Here is a 21,485-nt window from a genome sequence, read left to right as displayed (position 1 = left end):
ACCCCTGTGATTGGAGAATCCGTGACGCGTCCCTGGACCCCCGGAACCGCTGACGACGCCCTGAAGGCCCTGGCCGCCACACCGCGATTGGTGGTCGCCCTCGACTTCGACGGCACGGCCTCTCCGCTGGTCGCCGACCCGATGGCGGCGCGGGCGCTTCCCGAGGTCGCCGCCCAGGTCGAACGCCTCGCGTCTCTGCCGGACACGGTCGTCGCCTACGTCTCGGGTCGCAGCATGCACGACCTCCGGGTGATCACCGAGCACACCGACGACTCCGCGATCGCGCTGGCGGGCTCGCACGGCGCCCAGTACTGGTTCCCGGGCGAGGGCGACGTGGATGCTCCCGGCGAGGCGACGGAGGAGGGGGCTCGTGAAGAGCTCTGGGCGGCGGCGAAGCCGATCATCGAGCGGTACGAGGGTGCCGAATTCGAGCCCAAGACGTTCGGCATGGGCGTGCACACCCGTCGGGCGGACCGTGAGACCGAGGAACGCGTCTTCGCCGAGATCGACGCCCTCGTCGCCGAGCGGTTCCCGCACTGGCGGCGGCGCTCCGGGCACCGGGTGCTCGAGTTCTCTTCGCGCACCGAAGGCAAGGACGCTGCGATGGCCGCGCTCCGCGACCGCTTCGACGCCACGGGGATCCTGTTCGCCGGCGACGATGTGACCGATGAGGACGCGATGCGGGTGCTCGGCGAGGGTGACCTCGGGGTGCGCGTGGGCCCGGGGGAGAGCGTCGCGACCCTGCGTGTGGACACTCCACAACAGATCGCCGAGCTTCTGGAGGCGTTGGCGGACGAACGCACCTCTCGACGGCAATAGACTTCCGTCATGTCCTCGCATGATCCCTCTCACAGCGCGCCCATCGACATCAAGCCCCGCAGCCGCGTCGTCACCGACGGCATCGAGGCCACGACCTCCCGCGGGATGCTCCGTGCCGTCGGCATGGGAGACGCCGACTGGGACAAGCCGCAGATCGGCATCGCGTCGAGCTGGAACGAGATCACTCCCTGCAACCTGAGCCTCGACCGGCTCGCACAGGGGGCGAAGGAGGGTGTGCACTCGGGCGGCGGCTACCCGCTGCAGTTCGGCACGATCTCCGTGTCCGACGGCATCTCGATGGGGCACGAGGGCATGCACTTCTCGCTCGTGTCGCGCGAGGTCATCGCCGACTCGGTCGAGACCGTGATGATGGCCGAGCGCCTCGACGGCTCCGTCCTGCTCGCCGGCTGCGACAAGTCGATCCCCGGCATGCTCATGGCCAGCGCGCGCCTCGACCTGTCGAGCGTGTTCCTGTACGCCGGGTCGATCGCACCGGGCTGGGTCAAGCTCTCTGACGGCACCGAGAAGGACGTCACGATCATCGACTCGTTCGAGGCGGTCGGTGCGTGTCGTGCCGGCCTCATGAGCGAGGAGGACCTCAAGCGCATCGAGTGCGCCATCGCTCCCGGCGAGGGCGCCTGCGGCGGCATGTACACCGCCAACACCATGGCATCGGTCGCCGAGGCGCTCGGCCTCAGCCTGCCGGGCTCGGCGGCCCCGCCCGCGGCCGACCGTCGTCGCGACTACTACGCTCACCGCTCGGGCGAGGCCGTGGTGAACCTGCTCCGTCAGGGCATCACGACGCGCGACATCCTCACCAAGGAGGCGTTCGAGAACGCGATCGCTCTCGCGATGGCTCTCGGCGGTTCCACGAACGTCGTCCTGCACCTGCTGGCGATCGCCCGCGAGGCCGACGTCGAGCTGAGCCTGCACGACTTCAACCGCATCGGCGACAAGGTTCCGCACGTCGCCGACATGAAGCCCTTCGGCAAGTACGTCATGAACGACGTCGACCGTCACGGCGGCATCCCCGTCATCATGAAGGCCATGCTCGACGAGGGTCTGCTGCACGGTGACGCGCTCACCGTCACGGGCAAGACGCTCGCCGAGAACCTCGCCGACCTCGACCCGCAGCCGATCGACGGTGAGGTCATCCACACCTTCGACAACCCGATCCACGCGACCGGCGGCCTCACGATCCTGCACGGCTCCCTCGCTCCCGAAGGTGCCGTCGTCAAGACCGCCGGCTTCGACGCCGCCGTGTTCGAGGGCCCTGCCCGCGTGTTCGAGCGCGAGCGCGCCGCCATGGACGCCGTCGCCGAGGGCGAGATCGAACCCGGCACCGTCATCGTGATCCGGTACGAGGGCCCCAAGGGCGGACCGGGCATGCGCGAGATGCTCGCGATCACCGCGGCCATCAAGGGCGCGGGGCTCGGAAAAGATGTACTACTCTTGACTGACGGACGATTCTCAGGCGGCACAACCGGCCTGTGCATCGGCCACATAGCACCCGAAGCGGTGGACGCAGGTCCTATCGCCTTCGTGCGCGATGGTGATCTGATACGGGTCGATATCGCAGCTCGCTCTCTCGATCTACTCGTCGACGAGGCAGAGCTCGCCTCCCGCCGTTCTGGCTGGGAGCCGCTTCCCCCGCGCTACACCCGAGGCGTTCTTGCCAAGTACTCGCGCCTCGTGCGGTCCGCCGCCGAGGGAGCGACCACCGGCTGACCCGGACGCTCCGGCGTCCGGCGTCCTCCACAGATCATCAGAAGGAAACTCATGACTGCTGATTCCGCCCCGGCCGTGCCGAGGCCGCCCGCCCGTCAATCCTCTGCGCCGGAGATCACCGGCGCAGAGGCCGTGGTCCGCTCGCTCGAGCTGCTCGGCGTGACCGACGTGTTCGGACTCCCGGGCGGAGCGATCCTCCCGGTCTACGACCCGCTGATGGACGCATCCGAGCTCCGCCACATCCTGGTGCGGCACGAGCAGGGTGCCGGCCATGCCGCCGAGGGCTACGCATCGGCCTCGGGCAAGGTGGGCGTCTGCATCGCGACCTCCGGACCCGGCGCGACCAACCTCGTGACCGCGATCGCCGACGCCTACATGGACTCGGTCCCGATGCTCGCCATCACCGGCCAGGTGTTCTCGACGCTGATGGGAACCGATGCGTTCCAGGAAGCCGACATCGTGGGCATCACGATGCCGATCACCAAGCACTCGTTCCTGGTGAAGGATGCAGCGGACATCCCCGGCGCGATCGCCGCAGCCTACGAGATCGCCGGAACCGGTCGCCCCGGCCCGGTGCTGGTCGACATCACGAAGGACGCGCAGCAGGCGACTGCTCCGTTCGTGTGGCCGCCCAAGATCGACCTTCCCGGCTATCGTCCGGTGACGAAGGCACATGGCAAGCAGATCCAGGCCGCGGCGACCCTGCTCGCCGAAGCCAAGAAGCCGGTCCTCTACGTCGGCGGTGGTGTGATCCGCGGCAAGGCGTCAGCTGAACTCCTCGAACTCGCCGAGTCCACGGGCGCGCCCGTGGTGACCACGCTGATGGCTCGCGGTGCGTTCCCCGACTCCCACTCGCAGCACCTCGGCATGCCGGGCATGCACGGCACGGTTCCCGCCGTGCTGGCGTTGCAGGAGGCCGACCTGCTCGTCTCGCTCGGTGCGCGCTTCGACGACCGCGTCACGGGCAAGGCCGCACTGTTCGCGCCGAATGCGAAGGTCGTGCATGTCGACATCGACCCGGCCGAGATCTCCAAGATCCGCACGGCCGATGTGCCGATCGTGGGCGATGTGCGCGATGTGCTCACCGACCTCGATGCCGCCTTCCGTGGAGCGACCGCCGGCACGAAGCCCGACATCGAGGAGTGGTGGTCGTACCTCGACGGTCTGCGCACCGAGTTCCCGCTCGGGTACGCCCCGACGACAGACGGCCTTCTCGCCCCGCAGTACGTGATCCAGCGGATCGGCGAGCTCACCGGTCCGGAGGGCATCTTCGCCTCGGGTGTCGGCCAGCACCAGATGTGGGCGGCGCAGTTCATCAAGTACGAGCGTCCGAACGCCTGGCTCAACTCCGGCGGCGCCGGCACGATGGGCTACTCGGTTCCCGCCGCGATGGGTGCGAAGGTGGCACAGCCCGATCGTCCGGTCTGGGCGATCGACGGCGACGGCTGCTTCCAGATGACCAATCAGGAGCTCGCGACCTGCACGATCAACAACATCCCGATCAAGGTCGCGATCATCAACAACTCGTCGCTGGGTATGGTGCGGCAGTGGCAGACGCTGTTCTACGACGGCCGCCACTCGAACACCGACCTCAACACCGGTCACGGCACCATCCGCATCCCCGATTTCGTGAAGCTCGCCGAGGCCTACGGCTGTCTCGCGATCCGTGTGGAGAGGGAAGATGAGGTGGACGCCGCCATCCAGCTCGCGCTCGAGACGAACGACCGCCCCGTGGTGATCGACTTCGTCGTGAGTGCCGACTCCATGGTGTGGCCGATGGTCCCGCAGGGTGTCAGCAACAGCTATGTCCAGTACGCCCGCGAGCACGCGCCCGCATTCGACGAGGAGGACTGATCCATGTCGACCCATGTGCTGAGCCTGCTGGTGGAGAACACCCCCGGCCTGCTGACCCGTGTCGCGGGGCTCTTCGCCCGTCGCGGCTTCAATATCGACTCCCTCGCCGTGGGTGTGACGGAGGTGCCGGGCATCTCCCGCATCACAGTCGTGGTCGACGTCGATGAGCTCCCGCTCGAACAGGTCACCAAGCAGCTCAACAAGCTGATCAACGTGATCAAGATCGTCGAGCTCGACTTCGCCACATCGGTGCAGCGCGAGCACATGCTCGTGAAGGTGCGCACCGACAATGCCACGCGCTCGAACGTGATCGAGGTGGTGAACCTCTTCCGCGCCTCCGTGGTCGACTACGCCTCCGACGCGCTCGTGATCGAGGTGACCGGCGACAAGGGCAAGGTCGATGCGATGCTGCGCGCGCTCGAGCCCTTCGGCATCAAGGAGATCGCGCAGTCCGGCCTTCTCGCGATCGGCCGCGGCGGCAAGAGCATCACCGAACGCGTCCTGCGCGGCTGACCAACCCGAGTACCGAGTTTTCGCCGCTCATCGAGTGCGCGGAGCAAGACGAAACGCAAAGAACAAGGAGAAACACATAGTGAGCACCGAGATCTTCTACGACGCCGACGCAGACCTGTCCCTGATCCAGGGCAAGAAGGTCGCGATCGTCGGCTACGGATCGCAGGGTCACGCCCATGCGCAGAACCTGCGCGACTCGGGTGTCGAGGTCGCGATCGCCCTCAAGGAGGGCTCCAAGTCGGCCGCCAAGGCCGAGGAGGCCGGCTTCCCGGTCAAGACCGTCGCCGAGGCCACCGAGTGGGCCGACGTCATCATGATCCTCGCGCCGGACCAGCACCAGCGCACGATCTACAGCGAGTCGATCGCGCCGAACCTCACGGCAGGCAAGACGCTCGCCTTCGCGCACGGCTTCAACATCCGTTTCGGCTACATCGACGCTCCCGAGGGCGTCGACGTGATCCTGGTGGCCCCGAAGGCTCCGGGCCACACGGTCCGTCGCGAGTTCGTCGCCGGCCGTGGCATCCCCGACATCATCGCCGTCGAGCGCGACGCATCGGGCAAGGCCTGGGACCTGGCGCTCTCGTACGCCAAGGCCATCGGCGGTACCCGCGCCGGCGTCATCAAGACGACCTTCACCGAAGAGACCGAGACCGACCTCTTCGGCGAGCAGGCCGTGCTCTGCGGAGGCGTCAGCCACCTGGTGCAGGCGGGCTTCGAGACGCTCACCGAAGCGGGCTACCAGCCGCAGATCGCGTACTTCGAGGTGCTGCATGAGCTCAAGCTCATCGTCGACCTGATGTGGGAGGGCGGCATCGCCAAGCAGCGCTGGTCGATCTCCGACACCGCCGAGTTCGGCGACTACGTCTCGGGCCCGCGCGTCATCGACGAGCGCGTCAAGGAGAGCATGAAGGGCGTGCTGGCCGACATCCAGTCCGGTGCTTTCGCGAAGCGCTTCATCGACGACCAGGACAACGGGGCCGAGGAGTTCCTGGCACTGCGGGCCAAGGAGGAGCAGCACCCGATCGAGGTCACGGGCAAGGAACTGCGCTCGCTCTTCGCCTGGAAGCAGCAGGACGAGGACTACATCGACGGCAGCGCGGCACGCTGATTCGATTCTCGAAAGAACGGGCGTCCCTTCGGGGGCGCCCGTTCTTCGTGGTGGGGTCGATTCTTCGGCTAAACATCCGATGTCTATGCCAGGATGGAGAGCATGCGACAGGAATGGTTTGACCGGGCCCGGTTCGGCATGTTCGTCCACTTCGGCCTCTACAGCGGGGCCGCCCGGCATGAATGGGTGCAGAACTACGAGCGCCTCACCGACGAGGACTACCGACAGTACTTCGAGCACTTCGATCCCGATCTCTTCGATGCCGCGGCTCTAGCGCGCACGGCGAAGGAGGCAGGCATGGGATACGTGGTGCTCACCACGAAGCACCACGACGGATTCTGCCTCTGGGACTCGAAGCTGACCGACTTCACCTCCGTCGCGAACGTCGGACGCGACCTCGTGCGCGAGTACGTCGACGCGCTGAGGGCGGAAGGGCTGAAGGTCGGCCTCTACCACTCGGTGATCGATTGGCATCATCCCGACTTCACCGTGGACTGGAACCACCCGCGCCGCGACGACGAGGGCGCGCACGCTCTCAACGTCGGGCGCGACATGGCCTCGTATCGCGCCTACCTCCACGGGCAGGTGCGCGAGTTGCTCACGGACTACGGCGACATCGACTATCTCTTCTTCGACTTCACCTACCCCGAGGAGAAGGACGGATGGGCCGGCAAGGGCCCGGACGACTGGGATGCGACGGCGCTGCTCGCCCTGTGTCGCGAACTGCAGCCTGACATGCTCGTGAACGATCGACTCGGCATCCCTGCCGATTTCGTCACGCCCGAGCAGTACCAGCCGACCGCACCGATCGTGCGTGACGGGGTTCCGCTGACCTGGGAGGCGTGCCAGACGCTGAACGGCTCGTGGGGCTATCACCGCGACAACACCGACCAGAAGTCGCCCACCATGCTCGTGCAGATGCTGGTGGATTCGGTGTCGATGGGCGGCAACATGCTGCTGAACATCGGCCCGGACGGACGCGGGGCGATCGCGCCGCGCGATGCGAACACCCTGGGCGAGATCGGCGAATGGATGCGTCTGCACCGAGGCGCCGTGATCGGCGCGGGGCACGCGTCGTTCACCCCGCCGCGCGAGGGGGTGTACACGCGCAGGGGGAGCCGTCTCTACCTGCACCTGTTCAGCTGGCCGATGGGCTTCGTGCACCTGCCGGAACTCGCCGGAAAGGTCTCGTATGCGCGACTGCTGAACGACGGATCGTGGCTCCGGACGAGCGTGTCCGATCCGCACCGTGAGGCGGATCTCATGACGCCGGCAGGGGAGGCCGAGGGCACCCTGACGGTGCACCTTCCGGTGCGTCGCCCCGACGTGCTCGTGCCCGTGATCGAACTGACGCTGATCGAGGCCTGAGATTCCCCGTGGTGGCGGCTCAGGCCGTCGCCACGGGGATGTCCATGCCCTCGAGCGCGAGGCGTGCCGCGCCATGCAGGATGGCATCGGCGCCGGTGCTCGCCGACTCGATGCGCAGGCGCTGGGTCGCGAGCGGGTGGCACGCTTCGTAGACCCGGCTGCGGACGGCGGCGATGAACGGCTCGGACGCGCTCATGCTGCCGGTGAGGAACACCGCGTGCGGGTTGAAGAAGTTCACGACCCCGGAGAGCGCCTGTCCGAGATGGGTGCCGGCCGTTCGCACCAGGGTCGTGGCGAGCGGATCCGCGTCCCGCGCCAGGCTGAGCACGTCCGTCGTGGTGCGCACCGAGTCGTTGCCGCGGTCGCGCATCTGCCGCACGAGGCTCGCCCCGCTCGCCACGGTCTCGAGGCAGCCGGTGTTGCCGCAGGAGCACGGGACGTCGCCGCTGCCGTCGATGCGGGTATGCGTGATGTCGCCGGCGGCGGACGTCGCGCCGCGGTGCACACGGCCGTCGACGATGATGCCGCTGCCGATCGCGGTTCCCGCCTTCACCGTGATGCTGTGACCTGCGTGGCCGAATCGCTCTCGGTGTTCGCCGAGGGCGGCGAGGTTGGCGTCGTTGTCGACCGCCACCGGGACGCCGTAGCGCGCGGAGAGGTGCTCGCCGACCCGGAATCCCGGCCATCCGGGCATCCGTGAGGGCTGGTCGACCGATCCTGTCACGATGTCGACGGGGCCGGGCAGGCTGATGCCGATCGCGTGGACTCTTCCGGCGGCGGTCAGGCGGTCGAAGACGATGCCCAGGCGGTCGAGCGTCGCCTCGGGGCCCTCGGTCACGTCGACCGTGATCGACTCGCTGTCCAGGAGGGCGCCGCTGAGGGAGTGCCTGCCGATACGGGCGTGCCCGCCGCCCAGGTCAGCGGAGAGCACGAAGCCGTCGGCGGCGATCTGGAGGACCCGTGGGCGCCGTCCACCTCGCGATGTGCCGTCTCCGGCTTCGCGGAGGACGCCGGCGTCGAGCAGCGACTGCACACGGAGGCCGACCGTCGACGCGGCGACTCCGAGCAGTGCGGCGAGTTCCGAACGGGAGCGCGCCTCGCCGCGCGCGACGAGATCGAGGATCCGCCGCGTGTGCGGATCGTCGACGGTGATGTCAGCGGTGTTCGTCATGGGAGCACTTTCCTGTCGGAGCATCGTCAGCGTAGCGGGGGGTGGTCATGTTTCCCGGGAGTTACGAATTATCAAGGTCCGATAAACATCGGATGTTCAGCTTGCGGCCCCTTGCGAAGTATGAAACGGTAACTTCATACGAAATCCTACTAGGTTGCTTCGAACCTCGAAATAACCAGTTCCCTTCCAGGAGGCATTCAATGAAGAAGTTGCGTGTAGGGGCTGTGGTCGCCGTCGCCGGCGTCGCAGTCGCGATGACCGGTTGCGCGAGCGGCAGCGGCGCCGGTGGTTCGGCCGACGGCGACACCATCGTGGTCGACATGTGGGCGGGCAGCGAGACCGATGTGGATGCCCTCGAGGCCCAGGTCGCGTTCGCACAGGAGCAGAACCCCGACATCAAGATCAAGCTGCAGACGTCGCCGTGGAGCGACTTCTTCACGAAGCTGACCACCAACATGGCCAGCGGCAACATGGCCTGCGTCACCGGCATGAGCGGTGCTCAGCTCGGCGGCTACACCGGTGGCTTCCGCGAGTTGAGCGACGCCGACCTCAAGACGGCGGGCATCGACTGGGCCGAGTTCAACCCGAGCGCCGACGGCATCCTCAGCTTCGAGGGCAAGACCTACGGCGTGCCCTTCGACGTGGCGACCATGCTCGTGTACTACAACCAGGACATGCTGACCGCAGCGGGCGCCGCCACCCCCGAGATCGGCTGGACCTTCGACGACTTCGACACCATCGCGGCCGACGCGACGAAGGACGGCAAGTACGGCTTCGGCATGGGCATGGGCGGCTACCAGTGGATGTCGATGCCGATCGCGTACTCCGCGACGCAGCCCGCCTCCGAGGACGGCACGCTGCACATCGATGAGAAGGCCTTCGTCGATGCCTCGACCTGGTACGCCGAGCTCGTGACCGAGAAGAAGGTCGCAGCCCCTGTGGCTTCCGCTTCCGACACCGGCTGGGGAGAGAACCAGTACACCGGCGCCAACGCGGCCATGGCCGTCGACGGCACGTGGAACGCCGTCAGCTACCTCGACAACGAGTCCGGCTTCGCCGCCGGCATGGTGCCGCTGCCCGCGGGTGCAGACGGCAACCCCGGCCCGATCCTCGGCTCCGGCTACGGCATCTCGGCCAACTGCAAGAACCCCGAGGCCGCACTCAAGGTCATGGGCTCGCTGCTCGGCGAAGATGCGCAGGACTACATCGCGTCCTCCGGCCGGTCCTACCCCGCTCGTACCTCTTCGCAGCCGCTCTACTTCGAGTCGATCGACGAGAAGTACCGCGACCAGGTCCAGTCGGTCTTCGAGGCCGCGTTCGGCGACACCGTGCCGCTGTACATGACGAAGAACTGGCAGAAGCTCGACAGCTACATCCAGCCCAACCTGGTCAGCGTCTACAACGGACAGATGACGATGGAAGAGCTGCTCTCGAACGCGCAGGCGCAGTTCGGCGAGTGATTCGGCTCCAGCCACCGCAGCAGTAACGCAGCAACAGAGAAAGAACTGAGATGACGATCACGACGAGACGTCGACGATCGCTCGCCAAGGTGGAGGCCGGTCAGGCGCTGGGGTTCGCAAGCCCCGCCCTGATCGGGCTCGCCCTGTTCACGATCGTGCCCGTCGGGCTCTCGATCGTGATGAGCGTCTTCGACTGGCCGACCTTCGGCGAGCGGACCTTCAACGGAGTGGACAACTACGTCAAGCTGTTCACCAGCAGCCCCGACTTCTGGCCGGCGCTGCGCAACTCGGCCGTGTACACCCTGTTGTACGTGCCGCTGAGCGTCGCTCTCTCGCTCGTGCTCGCTCTCGGCCTCGGCTCGCGCATCCGCGGACGAGGCGCCCTGCGTGTGCTCTTCTTCATCCCCGTGGTGACTCCCATGGTCGCCAACGTGCTGGTGTGGAAGATGATGCTGCAGCCGCAGGGGCTGTTCAACGGTCTCTCGCAGACCTGGTTCGGCATCGAGCTGCCGAACTTCCTCGCCGATCCGTCGTGGGCCATGATCATGGTCGTCGTGATGAGCGTCTGGCAAGGGCTCGGCTACAACATGCTGATCTTCTCGGCCGCTCTCGAGCAGCTCCCCGAGAGCGTGCTGGAGGCGGCGAGCATCGACGGCGCCCGCGGACTCCGCCGCGTGTGGAGCATCATCATCCCGATGATCTCGCCGTCGATCTTCTTCGCCACCATCATGACGATGATCACCTCGCTGCAGGTGTTCGTGCAGCCGCAGATGCTCACCGGCGGCGGCCCCGGCAACGCCACGAAGCCGCTCGTCATGTACATCTGGGAGCAGGGATTCACCTTCGGCGACCTCGGCCTCGCCGCCGCCGCCGCGTGGATCCTCTTCGCGATCATCATCGCGATCACCGGGCTCCAGTTCGCCGCGCAGAAGAAGTGGGTGCACTATGAGCACTGAGACCCTCGTCCGCCCCACCGGCCGTGCCGGCCGCTCCGAGCGTGAGCGCGCGCGCGGAGCAGCGACCACACCGGGCGCTCGCGTGCGGCTGATCCTCGCCCACGTCGCGATCTACATCGCCGCGCTGATCTTCATCTCCCCGCTGATCTACGCGTTCTTCTCGGCGCTCAAGCCGAATGCGGAGATGTTCTCGATGCCGCCGACCCTGGTGGGTTCCGAGTTGCGGTGGAGCAACTTCGTCGATGTGTTCGCGTACGGACCGTTCCTGACGTACATCATGAACTCCTTCATCGTCGCGATCGGCGGCACCCTCGTCGTGCTGGTCGTCTCGACCACGGCCGGGTACGCCTTCGGTCGTCTGCGCTGGAAGGGTCGCGACGCCGTCTTCGTGCTGTTCCTGGCGACGCTCATGGTGCCGGCCGAGGTGCTCGTGATCCCGATGTTCCAGGTGATGCAGTGGTTCAACTGGGTCGACACCTACCAGGCACTGATCCTGCCCTTCGCCTTCGGCGCCTTCGGCACGTTCCTGATGCGGCAGTTCTTCCGCGGCATCCCGTACGAGCTGGAGGAGGCGGCACGTGTCGACGGCGCCGGCCCCGTGCGCTCGTTCCTGCAGATCATCCTTCCGCTGTCGAAGTCGGCCGTGGCGGTGCTCGCGGTGTTCACGTTCCTCTCGTTCTGGAACAGCTACCTGTGGCCGCTGATCGTGACGGTCGACTACAACGCGCACGGCACGCTCCCCGTCGGACTCGCGAGCTTCGCAGGACTCACCGGCACCCGGTGGGACCTGCAGATGGCCGCGGCCATCATCTCGATGGTGCCGACGACGATTCTCGTGATCGTGCTGCAGAAGCACCTCGTCAAGGGCATCGCGATGGCGGGACTGGGCGGGCGCTGAGCATGATCGGTCAGGAACAGGGGACCACCATGTCCATCGACGGCAGCGTCACCGCCGCCCGCGCAGGTCTGGTCGGGATCGACATCGGCGGCACCAAGATCGCCGCCCTCCTCGTCAGCACGGACGGGACAGTCCTCGCCAGGGGGAGCGTCCCGGCACCCGCAGCCCTCGGCGGCGGGGCGATGGCCGATGCGGCAGCCGATCTCACACGCGCGCTGGTGATCGAGGCCGGAGCGACTCTCGTCGCGGCGGGGGTCGGTGCGGCCGGCGTCATCGACCATGAGACCGGAACGATCCGCGCGGCCTCGGCGACCTTCGTCGGTTGGGCGGGGTTCCCGCTGGCGGGAGAACTCGAAGCGCGCCTCGCCGTTCCCGTGCGGGTCGAGAACGACGTCAACGCGTTCCTCCTGGGTGAAGCCGCGGCCGAAGGGCGAACAGACGTCGATGTGCTCGGCGTCATGCTCGGCACGGGCGTCGGCGGTGCGCTCATGATCGACGGCGAACTCCACCACGGTCCACACGGTGCGGCGGGGGAGATCGGGCACACGCCCGGCTACAGCGACCTGGTGTGCACGTGCGGCCAGACCGGGCATCTGGAGACCCTGGCGTCCGGCACGTCGATCGCGCTGCGCTATCAGGAGCGCACGGAGGGCCGGGCGCTCGACGCCAGAGACGTCGCCGATCGTGCCCGACACGGTGATGCGGATGCGATCGCGGTGTTCGATGCCGCTGGGCGGGCGCTTGCCCTGGCCTGTGCCAGTGCAGCGACGATCCTCGATCTACCCTGTGCGATCGTGGGCGGCGGCGTCGCCACAGCCTGGGACCTCCTCGAACCGGCGATCGCCCGCACGCTGCGCACCGACTCCCCGGTGTCGGGCATTCCGCTGCGCATCATCCCGGCCGTCCTCGGCTCCGATGCCGTGGCTCTCGGCGCCATCGAGACCGCCCGCCGTGCCCTCGTGCCGGCGGGGGCACACTGAATCCGGTCCGCACCGACCACCCGCTGGGCATCACAACCGGCGGAGCACCGACCAATCGAGCACCGACAAGGAGCACACCGCGTGACTGCACGTCCCGAAGCCCACGAGATCTGGATGGGTTCCCTTCCTTCCGTCGCGGACGGCGGTCTCCCGAGACCCCGCATCGGCATCGCCGGGATCTCGATCGAGTCGAGCACGTTCTCCCCTCACATCTCCGGCGACGAGGCCTTCACGGTCCGCACCGGAGAGGCACTGCGCGCGTACTATCCCTTCCTCGAGGACGGGCGCGAGCTCGAAGCCGCTGCGGAGTGGGTACCGCTCACACACGGACGCTCCTTGCCGGGCGGAGCCGTGGCTCCGGAGACTTACCACCGGATGAAGGATGCGATCGTGGAAGGCATCCGCACGCAGGGCCCCTTCGACGGCTTCTTCTTCGACATCCACGGCGCCATGAGCGTCGTCGGCATGGAGGACGCCGAGGGTGATCTCGCTCTCGCCGTGCGTGCGGCGCTCGGACCGGACACCCTGGTGTCGACGTCGATGGATCTGCACGGAAACGTCTCGGAGGTGTTGCGCGACGCGGTCGATCTGCTGACCTGCTACCGGATGGCGCCGCACGAGGACTGGATGAACACCAAGGAGCGGGCGGTGTGGAACCTGCTCGCACGACTGCGGGGGCCGCACGGCGCCGACCCGCTGCGTCGGCGCCCGTTCACGGCGTGGGTGCCGGTCCCGGTGCTGTTGCCCGGGGAGAAGACCAGCACCCGCCTGGAGCCGGCGCGCAGCATCTACGCGCAGCTGCCCGAGATCGAAGCGCTCCCCGGCGTCGTCGACGCCTCGGTGTGGATCGGCTATGCCTGGGCGGATGAGCCGCGGTGCCAGGCCTACGTGGTGGTCACAGGCGATGACGAGCAGCTGATCGCGCGCGAGGCGGAGCGCGTGGCCCGGATGTTCTGGGACGCCCGCGAGGACTTCGTCTTCGTGGCAGAGACCGGCTCCCTCGATGAGGCTCTGCAGAAGGCGCTCGCCCCGGGAGCGCCGCATCCGTACCTGATCTCGGATTCCGGCGACAACCCGACCGCCGGTGGTGCGGGGGACGTGACCTGGACGCTCGCGCACCTGCTCGAGCGGCCGGAGCTCACGGACGGCAGCCGAACCACCCTGGTCGCCTCGATCTTCGACCCCGTGGCCGTCGCCCAGGCAGCGGCCGCCGGTGTCGGTGCCACCGTCACCCTCGCCGCAGGAGCCGGAGTCGATGCGGGGCCGCACGGTCCCGTGACGATCACCGGGACTGTGTTCTCGATCACGGAGGGCGACCCGGATGCGGGCACGCAGGTCGTGATCGCGGTGGGTGGGCTGCACGCCGTCATCACCGAGCGCCGCAAGCCGTTCCACCACCTCTCGGATTTCCGGATGCTGGGGCTCGAGCCCACGACCGCCGACATCGTCGTGGTGAAGATCGGCTACCTCGAACCGGAGCTGTACGAGCTCGCCGCGGGCTGGACCCTCGCCTTGACTCCCGGAGGTGTCGACCAGGATCTGCTGCGTCTGGGCCACCACCGTCTGCAACCCGGCGTCTACCCGTTCGACCCGAATGGCAATCCCGATCTCACCGCGGTCGTCGTACGCCGCGGACTCTCTGAGGAGCAGAGCGCATGATGAACTTCGAGAAGCGCACCGGACCCGACCTCGGCGCGGATGCTCCGACGTACCCGACGCAGGGTGTGCCCGACTGGTACCGCGACGCGAAGCTCGGCTTCTTCGTGCACTGGGGGCTGTACTCGGTGCCGGCGTGGGCCGTGCAGCACGGCGCCGGCGTGAACATCCCGACCGAGGACGCGTACGCCTGGCACCAGTACGCCGAGTGGTACGGCAACACCGTGCGCATCGCCGGCAGCCCCACGTGGGAGCGGCACCAGCAGCTGTTCGGGCCGGGCACCTCGTACGAGGACCTCGCCGATCGGTGGGATGCCTCGGCGTTCGACGCGGATGCCTTCGTGGGCGAGCTCGTCGGGGCTGGCGCCAGGTACATCATCCCCACGACGAAGCACCACGAGGGGTTCTGCCTGTGGGACACCGCGACGACCGGCTTCAATGCGGTCGCTCGAGGCCCGCGCCGTGACCTGATCTCCGAGTTCCACGATGCAACCCGTCGGGCGGGCGCCAAGTTCGGTGTCTACTACTCCGGGGCGCTCGACTGGCATGTCAGCGACTTCCCACCGATCGAGTCCGACACCGACCTGTTCCGGTACCGCCGCAACGACGCCCACTTCGCCCGCTACTCGGCCGCCCAGCTCGATGAACTCGTGTCGCGCTTCTCGCCCGATGTGCTGTGGAACGACATCGAGTGGCCCGACGGTGGCAAGGGTCGAGACGAGCACGCGGTCGCGGCGCTCCTGGAGCGGTACTTCGACGCCGTGCCGGATGGTGTGGTCAACGACCGCTGGGGTGTGCCGTACCACGGCTTCCTCACGCGCGAATACACGGACATCCCCGAGATCATCCCGGAGCCCTGGGAGTCGACTCGCGGCCTCGGCTACTCGTTCGGCTTCAACCAGGCGGAGGACGAGCGGCACTCGCTGTCCGGGGCGGCGCTGATCCGCCTGCTCGTCGACGTCGTGGCCAAGAACGGCAATCTGCTCATCAACGTGGGGCCCGCGGCCGACGGCTCGATCCCGGAACTGCAGCGCAGCGCGATGCGCGAGTTGGGTGCGTGGCTGCAGGTGAACGGAGATGCCATCTACGGCACCCGACCGTGGATCCGGATGGGGGAGCGGACCGGCGCGCCGCGTCGTTACACGACCACAGGGGCGACCGTGCACGTGCAGGCGCTCGACCCGAGCGTCGGCACGATCGAGCTGCCCGATGAGCTGCGCACGCGCGATCTGCGCTGGTCGGACGGCTCTGTCGCCGAGCGGTCGGCGCAGGATAGCGCGGTCGTCGTGATCCCGGCCGGTCTGCGCGAAGAAGCTGTCGCGGTCCTGTCCGCAGGCTGAGACGGATCGGATCGCGACGAGGCGAGGGCCCTGCCGACCACAAGTCGGGAGGGCCCTCGCTGTGTGCGCCCGCGCTCAGCTGTGCTCCCCGCGATCAGGGGCGGGTGAGCTCCTCGAGCACCTCGATCACATGCCGATACGGTCGTCCTGTGGCGCGCGTCATCCCGATCTCGCAGGTGCGGTTCGCCGACACGAACGCGTCGAAGTCGCCGTGCGTGCTCTCGGCCTCCGCGATCTCCGCCGACTCCTGAGCGGTCGCGCTGGCCGTGAGCTCAGGGTGCAGCATGCCGCGGTCGCCGGCGAAGGCGCAGCAGCCCCAGCCCTCGGGGACGAACACGTCGTCGGCGACGGCTCCGGCGATCGCGGTCAGCGCCCCGGTCGCCCCGAGCGCCGTCGTGGAACAGGTCGGATGGACGGCCACCGTGGGGAGCTTCGCCGTGACGCTCACCTTCGGCAGCACCTCGCGGGCCACGAAGGTCGTGGCGTCCTCGATCCGCAGGCCCGCGTAGCGGGGGTTCTTGGCGACCGACTGTGCGAGCATCACGTCGAGGCCCTCGGTGCACGAGGCCGCATCGCACACCACGGGGAGCTCGCCGTGCCGGCTCGCCACCCACAACGACTCCAGGACCCGGTCGGACATGAGCGCGTAGCCGTCGAGATGGCCCTTCGACTTCCACGGTGTGCCGCAGCAGAGCCCGCCGTTCTCCTCGGGGATCACGACGGGGATCCCGGCCCGGTCGAGCAGTGCACGCAGGGCATCCCGAGATCCCTCGCCCTCACCTTCCGCACTGAACATCGTCCCGATGCAGGCGCCGAAGAAGACCGCCTGCGCATCGGTCGGCGACTCCGGGTGCGGTGGCTTCGAGCCGCCGTGGGGGAGCCCGCCGTCGTAGAGGGGCACGGTGTCGGTGCCGAGGACCGCGCGACCGAGGTGCGTGACCCCGCGTACGAGAGGTGCGGGGAGGGCATCGGCGACGGTGAGCGCGACACCTCCGGCACGGGTGACCGTGCCCCAGTGCTTGGCCGCCGTACCCCACACGGCACCCTCGACCGCGTTCGACTGCTCCGCACGAAGCCGACGCACGAGATCGCCGGTGTTGATGTCGACCGGGCAGGCCACACCGCACATGCCGTCGACCGCACACGTCTGGACGCCGTCGTAGTCGTAGTCCTTCTGCAGGTCGCGCAGCAGGTCGGCATCGCCCTGTTCCTCTGCCCACGCCATGTCGCGGCGGATCACGATGCGCTGTCGAGGTGTGAGGGTGATGCTCTTGCTCGGACAGGTCGGTTCGCAGTAGCCGCACTCGACGCAGCGGTCGACCTCGCTCTCGACCGTCGGCACCCGCTTGAGATCGTGCAGATACGAGTCGGGGTCGTCGGAGAGCACCACTCCCGGATTCAGGATGCCGTCGGGGTCGAGGAGTCCCTTGATCTCCCACATCATGTCGGTGAGCTCGTCGCCGTACTGGCGGCGCACGAACGGCGCCATGATGCGCCCGGTTCCGTGCTCGGCCTTCAGTGATCCCTGCTGCGACAGCACGAGGTCGACCAGATCGTCGGTGAAGCGCCGATAGCGGGCGACGCTGTCGGCATCGTCGAAGCGTTCGTTGAGGAGGAAGTGGACGTTGCCGTCCTTGGCGTGCCCGAAGATGACCGAGCCCTCGTAGCCGTGCGCAGCGAACAGCTCGATGAGTCGCTCGCAGGTGTGGAGAAGTCGCGGCACGGGCACCACGATGTCTTCGAGAAGCGCGGTCGTGCCGGACGGTCGGGCGCCGGCCACAGCGGTGTAGAGACCTTTGCGCACATGCCACAGCGCTGCGCGTTCCTCGACATCCGTGGTGAGGCGCGGTGTCACGGCGAGCGGCAGTGCCTCGAAATGCGCCTGCGCCGCGGCACTCGCTTCCGTGAGTGCTTCGGCGTCGGCCGCGTGCACCTCGACCAGGAGAGCGGCGTGTCCCTGCACTTCGATCTCCGCGATCGACGCCGGGACATCGCTCAGCCCCTGCGCGACCCGGAGGGATGCGGCGTCCAGGAGCTCGATGGTGGCGAGCCCGAGTCGGGTGAGGTCGGGGAGCGCCGTCATCGCGGCAGACAGCGTCTCGAACACGAGCAGCCCTGTCGCGATCGACGGGCGCACCTCGATCGTGCGGAACCGGGCTTCGGCCACGAACGCGAGCGTGCCCTCGGAGCCGATGATGAGGTGCTCCAGGATGCGCACGGGGTCGTCGAAGTCCAGCAGTGCGTTCAGTCCGTAGCCCATCGTGTTCTTCATGGAGAACTGCTGGCGCAGGAAGGCGACGCGCTCGGCCGATGCGAGCAGGCGGGCCCGCAGATCGAGCAGACCGTCGGCGATCGCGGGTTCCGCGGCACGCAGCACCTCGTTCGCGTCCGGACGCCCCGTGTCGAGGATCGTCCCGCTCGGGAGCACGATGGTCATCGACTCGATCGTCTGGTACGAGTTCTCGGTGATGCCGCAGGCCATGCCGCTGGAGTTGTTCGCCACGACGCCGCCGATCGTGCAGGCGATCTCGCTCGCGGGGTCGGGGCCGAGCTTGCGGCGATAGCGCGTGAGTCTGGTGTTGACCTGGCGCACGGTCGCGCCGGGGCCGACCCGCACGGTCGCGCCGTCATCCTCCACACGGATGCCGCGGAAGCTGCTGCGGGTGTCGACGAGGATGTCCCCGCTCACGCTCTGCCCGGAGAGGCTGGTGCCGCCGGAGCGGAATGTCATCGTGCGCCCGGCGGCGCGGACGGCTCCGAAGGCGCGCGCCACACCCTCGGCATCAGCGGGGGAGAGCACCGCATCCGGGATCAGCAGGTAATGGGAGGCGTCGTGGGCTCGGGCGAAGCGGTCGATGGAGCGCGAGTGGACCTGAGTCGTGGAGCCCAGCAGGGCGGGGTCCAGCGGTTCGGCGAGGGTGGTCGGCACGGTGCTCCTCTGCTCCGTAGAAGGACTGCGTGGAAGATTGTCAGACAAGTGTACCGAGTCGGGACCCCTTCGATAGGCTGACCCGCATGACCATCACTTCGGAAGCGACGCTGGGGATCGTCGGCGTCGTGGACGCCGTCACCGCGCAGCTGCGCGGCCGCATCCTCGGCGGCGAGATCCGTTCGGGGGACCCGATCACGGAAGCGGCCGTGTCGCAGACCTTCGGAGTCGCCCGCCCCAGCGCGAAGGCGGCGATCGAGCAGCTCGTCGCCAGCGGACTGCTGGTGCGCACCGCGCACCGGAGCGCACGTGTGGTCGGGATCGACCCCGCGACCGTGCGCGACGTCTACCGCACCAGGACCCGGCTCGAGAGCGCGGCGCTTCGCGAGCTCGCGATGACCAGGAGCGTACCCCGAGCCGCGTACGACGCGAATGCGGAGATCCTCGCGATGCCCTCGGGCCCCGATCCGGCGACCGTGGACCCCGACCTGCGCTTTCACACCGCGCTCATCGACGCGCTCGAGAGCGAGCGCACCGGACGGATGTACCGCAGCGTGCTCGACGAAGTGCGGCTGTGCATGGCGCAGGTGCAGGGGCGGCGACTGCTCGACGCCTCGGTGATCGCGTCGCAGCATGCGGCCATCCTCGACGCGGTCGCATCAGGCGACGGAGAAGGCGCAGCAGCCCTTCTCGACGCGCACCTGTCGTCGGCCGAAGAACGTCTGGTCGAGGCGCTCGACGCGGACTAGCGTCGAGCGGACCGTCACTCGGCGGGAGCTTCCTCGACCACGATCGGGGCCTCGACGGTGTCGGCCCACACGGGCGCCGGGAGCACGGTGTCGGTCTGGCCGGCCTGGATCGACCGCAGCGCCTCGGTGATCTCCTCGTCGTTCTCGGGGACAGGCAGGTCGCAGGCGCGCAGCTCCGAAGCGAACTGCAGTGTCAGCCGGATCTTGCCCGCCTCGACGGCCTGTGCGGTCGTACCGGTGCGGATCTCGCTTCCGGTCTGGATCGCCGAGACCTCGTCGCAAACGTGGTAGACCTTGCCGCCGTCGACCCAGACGACCTCGTCCTTGCCCAGGAGCTGGATCACGGCCGACTGGTCGGCCGTGTACTGCTCGACGGACGGTGGGGTGAGGTCGACGCCGATGAAGACCGCCAGGGCCGCGAGCGCGACACCGACTATTCCGGCCGTGGTCTTCTGGCCCTTGTCCATGTCCTTGTTGAGGAAGATCAGGATGACGAGGGGGAGGAACGCCACGACGGCGATGATCGCGCCGAGCTGGTTCTGCACGAAGAACCGTGTCTTGTCGGCCTTGCGTGCGGGATCGAGGCGATTGGCCTTCTTCCACAGCACCGAGCCGGTGATCGACAGGGCCGCGATCACGACGAGCAGCACGAGGAGAGTGATGAACGCCCACTGCGGGAACGTCGCGGTGACACCCTGCTCTTCGAGCAGGCCGGTGTCGGGATTGCGGACGAGGGTGCCGTCTTCGCCGACGAACACGCGCTGGCGCAGGAGCCAGAAGATGCCGATGCCCTCGCCGATGATCGCGACCGCCCAGAGGATGCCGGCGATCCAGCGGAAGCGTGTGGCCTTCGCCTTGGCTTCGGGGGTGGGCACCCACCCGGCGGGCGGCTCGGCCGTCGTGCTCTTCGTGGACTGTTCGACGCGGGCGTCGGTGTTGTCGCTTTCGGCGTTCTCGCTCGCAGCCACGGTGTTCCCTTTCCCCTCCGGTGCCCGCCGTTCCGGCTCAAGGCAACCCCGATTCTAGTGGACCGGTTGTCCTACGCTGGGGACATGACTTCCGATTCCGACGACGCCCTCAGCTGGGACGGCGACGAGGCCTCGACGCCGAAGGATCGTGCGCTTCCGCACGGCTGGAGCGCCGTCGGCAAGGGCAGCGATGATGTGGGGACGATCGAGGACGACGGCACCGTCACGCCGGCAACCGTCGACGAACCCGCGGGCCTGAGCACCCCGATGCTACTGCTCATCGGCGTGGTCGGCGGCGTCTACCTGCTCTACACGATCGGCTGGATCGTCGGCGGGCTCCGACTGCAGCCGCTGGCCTCCTTCCTCGTCTCGGACGTGATGTTCCTGCCGTGGTTCTTCCTCGCGATCGCCGCTCCCGCGCTGTGGTTCCTGGCCGCCTGGGTGCTCACCAGGGGGAGGGCGGCGTGGATCCGCGTGGCGGTGCTGCTCGCCGGTGTGGTCCTCCTCGTGCCCTGGCCCTTCGTCACCGTGGGGGTGATCGGATCATGACCGCATCGTCGACCGAGCCGCAGGTGTCCGCGGGCTCGCCGCGTTGGCTCGTCGGGCTCGTCATCGGACTCGCCGGGCTCTTCTACGCCTACGCGGTCTGGAACGCCGTCGCACACCTCATCACGATGGCGCAGACCGGACTGAGTGGTGGCGGGTGGGCGACGCTGGTGTTCGGGGTCGCCTTCCCCGCGATCGTGTTCGCCTTCGCATACGTGATCGGCAGGCGGCGCCGGGTGGGCGAACTGGCGCTCGTGTTCCTCGCGGGGCTCGGCGTGGTCGCGGTGTTCTGGATGAGTCTGATCGCGCTGAGCCTCACGATGCCCAGCGCGTGAGCGGCCTGCCGTACCGCGTCACACGGCACGGAGGGCTGCCCCTGCTCCGGTAGAGTTGACGCGATCGCGCCCCCATGGTGTGCGGCGCATCGGCCCCTGCCGCGCTG

General features: G+C 68.1%; 18 protein-coding genes. 15 read left to right on the top strand and 3 right to left on the bottom strand.

The genetic code is table 11. From position 1 onward, the window contains the following. Positions 1–21: 21 nt before the first annotated feature. The 6 genes from otsB (at position 22) to ACIQLD_RS03460 (ending at position 7,390) form a co-directional block, all read left to right on the top strand. Positions 22–819: a trehalose-phosphatase gene (otsB, locus tag ACIQLD_RS03485; protein ID WP_402605022.1), complete on the top strand. Its 798-nt coding sequence runs from the start codon at positions 22–24 to the stop codon at positions 817–819. A 9-nt stretch (positions 820–828) separates the two neighbouring features. Beyond that, positions 829–2,547, top strand: a complete 1,719-nt coding sequence (ilvD, locus tag ACIQLD_RS03480) for a dihydroxy-acid dehydratase (RefSeq protein ID WP_021200376.1) — start codon at positions 829–831, stop codon at positions 2,545–2,547. 51 nt (positions 2,548–2,598) lie between these two features. Beyond that, positions 2,599–4,401 (top strand): acetolactate synthase large subunit, encoded by a 1,803-nt coding sequence (locus ACIQLD_RS03475; protein WP_402605018.1) that lies wholly within the window; start codon positions 2,599–2,601, stop codon positions 4,399–4,401. A gap of 3 nt (positions 4,402–4,404) precedes the next feature. After that, a complete protein-coding gene (ilvN, locus tag ACIQLD_RS03470) occupies positions 4,405–4,914 on the top strand; it encodes an acetolactate synthase small subunit (RefSeq protein WP_017830816.1) in 510 nt (169 codons plus the stop codon). Next, positions 4,802–6,022 carry a ketol-acid reductoisomerase gene (ilvC, locus tag ACIQLD_RS03465; protein ID WP_402605015.1) on the top strand — a complete coding sequence of 407 codons (1,221 nt, stop codon included), beginning with the start codon at positions 4,802–4,804 and terminating at the stop codon, positions 6,020–6,022. Before ilvN ends, ilvC begins: the two co-directional genes overlap by 113 nt. 93 nt (positions 6,023–6,115) lie before the next feature. Next, a complete protein-coding gene (locus ACIQLD_RS03460; RefSeq protein ID WP_402605012.1) occupies positions 6,116–7,390 on the top strand; it encodes an alpha-L-fucosidase in 1,275 nt (424 codons plus the stop codon). Positions 7,391–7,409: 19 nt separating this feature from the next. Here ACIQLD_RS03460 and ACIQLD_RS03455 read toward each other — a convergent pair whose 3' ends face one another. Further along, positions 7,410–8,561: an ROK family protein gene (locus ACIQLD_RS03455; RefSeq protein WP_402605009.1), complete on the bottom strand. Its 1,152-nt coding sequence runs from the start codon at positions 8,559–8,561 to the stop codon at positions 7,410–7,412. 200 nt (positions 8,562–8,761) lie between these two features. On the opposite strand from ACIQLD_RS03455, the gene ACIQLD_RS03450 reads away from it, so the two are divergent. The 6 genes from ACIQLD_RS03450 to ACIQLD_RS03425 all read left to right on the top strand — a co-directional run bounded on the left by ACIQLD_RS03450 (position 8,762) and on the right by ACIQLD_RS03425 (position 15,851). Next, a complete protein-coding gene (locus ACIQLD_RS03450; RefSeq protein WP_402605006.1) occupies positions 8,762–10,021 on the top strand; it encodes an ABC transporter substrate-binding protein in 1,260 nt (419 codons plus the stop codon). Between the two features lie 50 nt (positions 10,022–10,071). After that, entirely contained in the window at positions 10,072–10,977 is a 906-nt protein-coding gene (locus ACIQLD_RS03445; protein ID WP_402605003.1) for a carbohydrate ABC transporter permease, read from the top strand. Next, positions 10,967–11,875: a carbohydrate ABC transporter permease gene (locus ACIQLD_RS03440; RefSeq protein ID WP_402605001.1), complete on the top strand. Its 909-nt coding sequence runs from the start codon at positions 10,967–10,969 to the stop codon at positions 11,873–11,875. The genes ACIQLD_RS03445 and ACIQLD_RS03440 overlap by 11 nt, the downstream gene beginning before the upstream one ends. 29 nt (positions 11,876–11,904) lie before the next feature. Continuing rightward, positions 11,905–12,855, top strand: coding sequence for an ROK family protein (locus tag ACIQLD_RS03435; protein WP_402604998.1), 951 nt, complete (start codon positions 11,905–11,907; stop codon positions 12,853–12,855). Positions 12,856–12,969: 114 nt separating this feature from the next. Continuing rightward, the gene (locus ACIQLD_RS03430) at positions 12,970–14,514 is read left to right on the top strand and encodes a M81 family metallopeptidase (RefSeq protein WP_402608481.1); all 1,545 of its coding nucleotides are present in this window, start codon (positions 12,970–12,972) and stop codon (positions 14,512–14,514) included. Beyond that, positions 14,511–15,851: an alpha-L-fucosidase gene (locus ACIQLD_RS03425; protein ID WP_402604996.1), complete on the top strand. Its 1,341-nt coding sequence runs from the start codon at positions 14,511–14,513 to the stop codon at positions 15,849–15,851. Before ACIQLD_RS03430 ends, ACIQLD_RS03425 begins: the two co-directional genes overlap by 4 nt. Positions 15,852–15,945: 94 nt before the next feature. Here the strand turns inward: ACIQLD_RS03425 and ACIQLD_RS03420 are convergent, their stop codons facing one another. After that, the gene (locus tag ACIQLD_RS03420; RefSeq protein WP_402604994.1) at positions 15,946–18,780 is read right to left on the bottom strand and encodes an FAD-binding and (Fe-S)-binding domain-containing protein; all 2,835 of its coding nucleotides are present in this window, start codon (positions 18,778–18,780) and stop codon (positions 15,946–15,948) included. An 86-nt stretch (positions 18,781–18,866) separates the two neighbouring features. Here ACIQLD_RS03420 and ACIQLD_RS03415 point away from each other — a divergent pair, with 86 nt between their 5' ends. Continuing rightward, on the top strand, positions 18,867–19,529 hold the full coding sequence (locus ACIQLD_RS03415; protein ID WP_402604992.1) for a GntR family transcriptional regulator: 663 nt from the start codon (positions 18,867–18,869) through the stop codon (positions 19,527–19,529). Positions 19,530–19,543: 14 nt separating this feature from the next. Here the strand turns inward: ACIQLD_RS03415 and ACIQLD_RS03410 are convergent, their stop codons facing one another. Further along, on the bottom strand, positions 19,544–20,497 hold the full coding sequence (locus tag ACIQLD_RS03410) for a hypothetical protein (protein ID WP_402604990.1): 954 nt from the start codon (positions 20,495–20,497) through the stop codon (positions 19,544–19,546). Positions 20,498–20,581: 84 nt separating this feature from the next. Between ACIQLD_RS03410 and ACIQLD_RS03405 the strand changes: the two genes are divergently transcribed. Both ACIQLD_RS03405 and ACIQLD_RS03400 read left to right on the top strand, forming a co-directional pair. Continuing rightward, positions 20,582–21,046 carry a hypothetical protein gene (locus tag ACIQLD_RS03405; protein WP_402604987.1) on the top strand — a complete coding sequence of 155 codons (465 nt, stop codon included), beginning with the start codon at positions 20,582–20,584 and terminating at the stop codon, positions 21,044–21,046. Next, positions 21,043–21,378 (top strand): hypothetical protein, encoded by a 336-nt coding sequence (locus ACIQLD_RS03400; RefSeq protein ID WP_402604985.1) that lies wholly within the window; start codon positions 21,043–21,045, stop codon positions 21,376–21,378. Before ACIQLD_RS03405 ends, ACIQLD_RS03400 begins: the two co-directional genes overlap by 4 nt. The last annotated feature ends 107 nt before the right edge of the window (positions 21,379–21,485 follow it).

Source organism: Microbacterium sp. NPDC091662, from assembly GCF_044756705.1.
GTDB lineage: Bacteria > Actinomycetota > Actinomycetes > Actinomycetales > Microbacteriaceae > Microbacterium.
Note: the sequence above shows the minus strand (reverse complement) of the source record. Positions and strands in the feature narration are given on the sequence as shown.

Bases quoted from the DNA above. Each gene is read 5' to 3' on its own strand.
- ilvD (WP_021200376.1), top strand. From the start codon at position 829: ATGTCCTCGCATGATCCCTCTCACAGCGCGCCCATCGACATCAAGCCC.
- ACIQLD_RS03475 (WP_402605018.1), top strand. From the start codon at position 2,599: ATGACTGCTGATTCCGCCCCGGCCGTGCCGAGGCCGCCCGCCCGTCAA.
- ilvN (WP_017830816.1), top strand. From the start codon at position 4,405: ATGTCGACCCATGTGCTGAGCCTGCTGGTGGAGAACACCCCCGGCCTG.
- ilvC (WP_402605015.1), top strand. From the start codon at position 4,802: ATGCGATGCTGCGCGCGCTCGAGCCCTTCGGCATCAAGGAGATCGCGC.
- ACIQLD_RS03460 (WP_402605012.1), top strand. From the start codon at position 6,116: ATGGAGAGCATGCGACAGGAATGGTTTGACCGGGCCCGGTTCGGCATG.
- ACIQLD_RS03455 (WP_402605009.1), bottom strand. From the start codon at position 8,561: ATGACGAACACCGCTGACATCACCGTCGACGATCCGCACACGCGGCGG.
- ACIQLD_RS03450 (WP_402605006.1), top strand. From the start codon at position 8,762: ATGAAGAAGTTGCGTGTAGGGGCTGTGGTCGCCGTCGCCGGCGTCGCA.
- ACIQLD_RS03445 (WP_402605003.1), top strand. From the start codon at position 10,072: ATGACGATCACGACGAGACGTCGACGATCGCTCGCCAAGGTGGAGGCC.
- ACIQLD_RS03440 (WP_402605001.1), top strand. From the start codon at position 10,967: ATGAGCACTGAGACCCTCGTCCGCCCCACCGGCCGTGCCGGCCGCTCC.
- ACIQLD_RS03435 (WP_402604998.1), top strand. From the start codon at position 11,905: ATGTCCATCGACGGCAGCGTCACCGCCGCCCGCGCAGGTCTGGTCGGG.
- ACIQLD_RS03430 (WP_402608481.1), top strand. From the start codon at position 12,970: ATGGGTTCCCTTCCTTCCGTCGCGGACGGCGGTCTCCCGAGACCCCGC.
- ACIQLD_RS03425 (WP_402604996.1), top strand. From the start codon at position 14,511: ATGATGAACTTCGAGAAGCGCACCGGACCCGACCTCGGCGCGGATGCT.
- ACIQLD_RS03415 (WP_402604992.1), top strand. From the start codon at position 18,867: ATGACCATCACTTCGGAAGCGACGCTGGGGATCGTCGGCGTCGTGGAC.
- ACIQLD_RS03405 (WP_402604987.1), top strand. From the start codon at position 20,582: ATGACTTCCGATTCCGACGACGCCCTCAGCTGGGACGGCGACGAGGCC.
- ACIQLD_RS03400 (WP_402604985.1), top strand. From the start codon at position 21,043: ATGACCGCATCGTCGACCGAGCCGCAGGTGTCCGCGGGCTCGCCGCGT.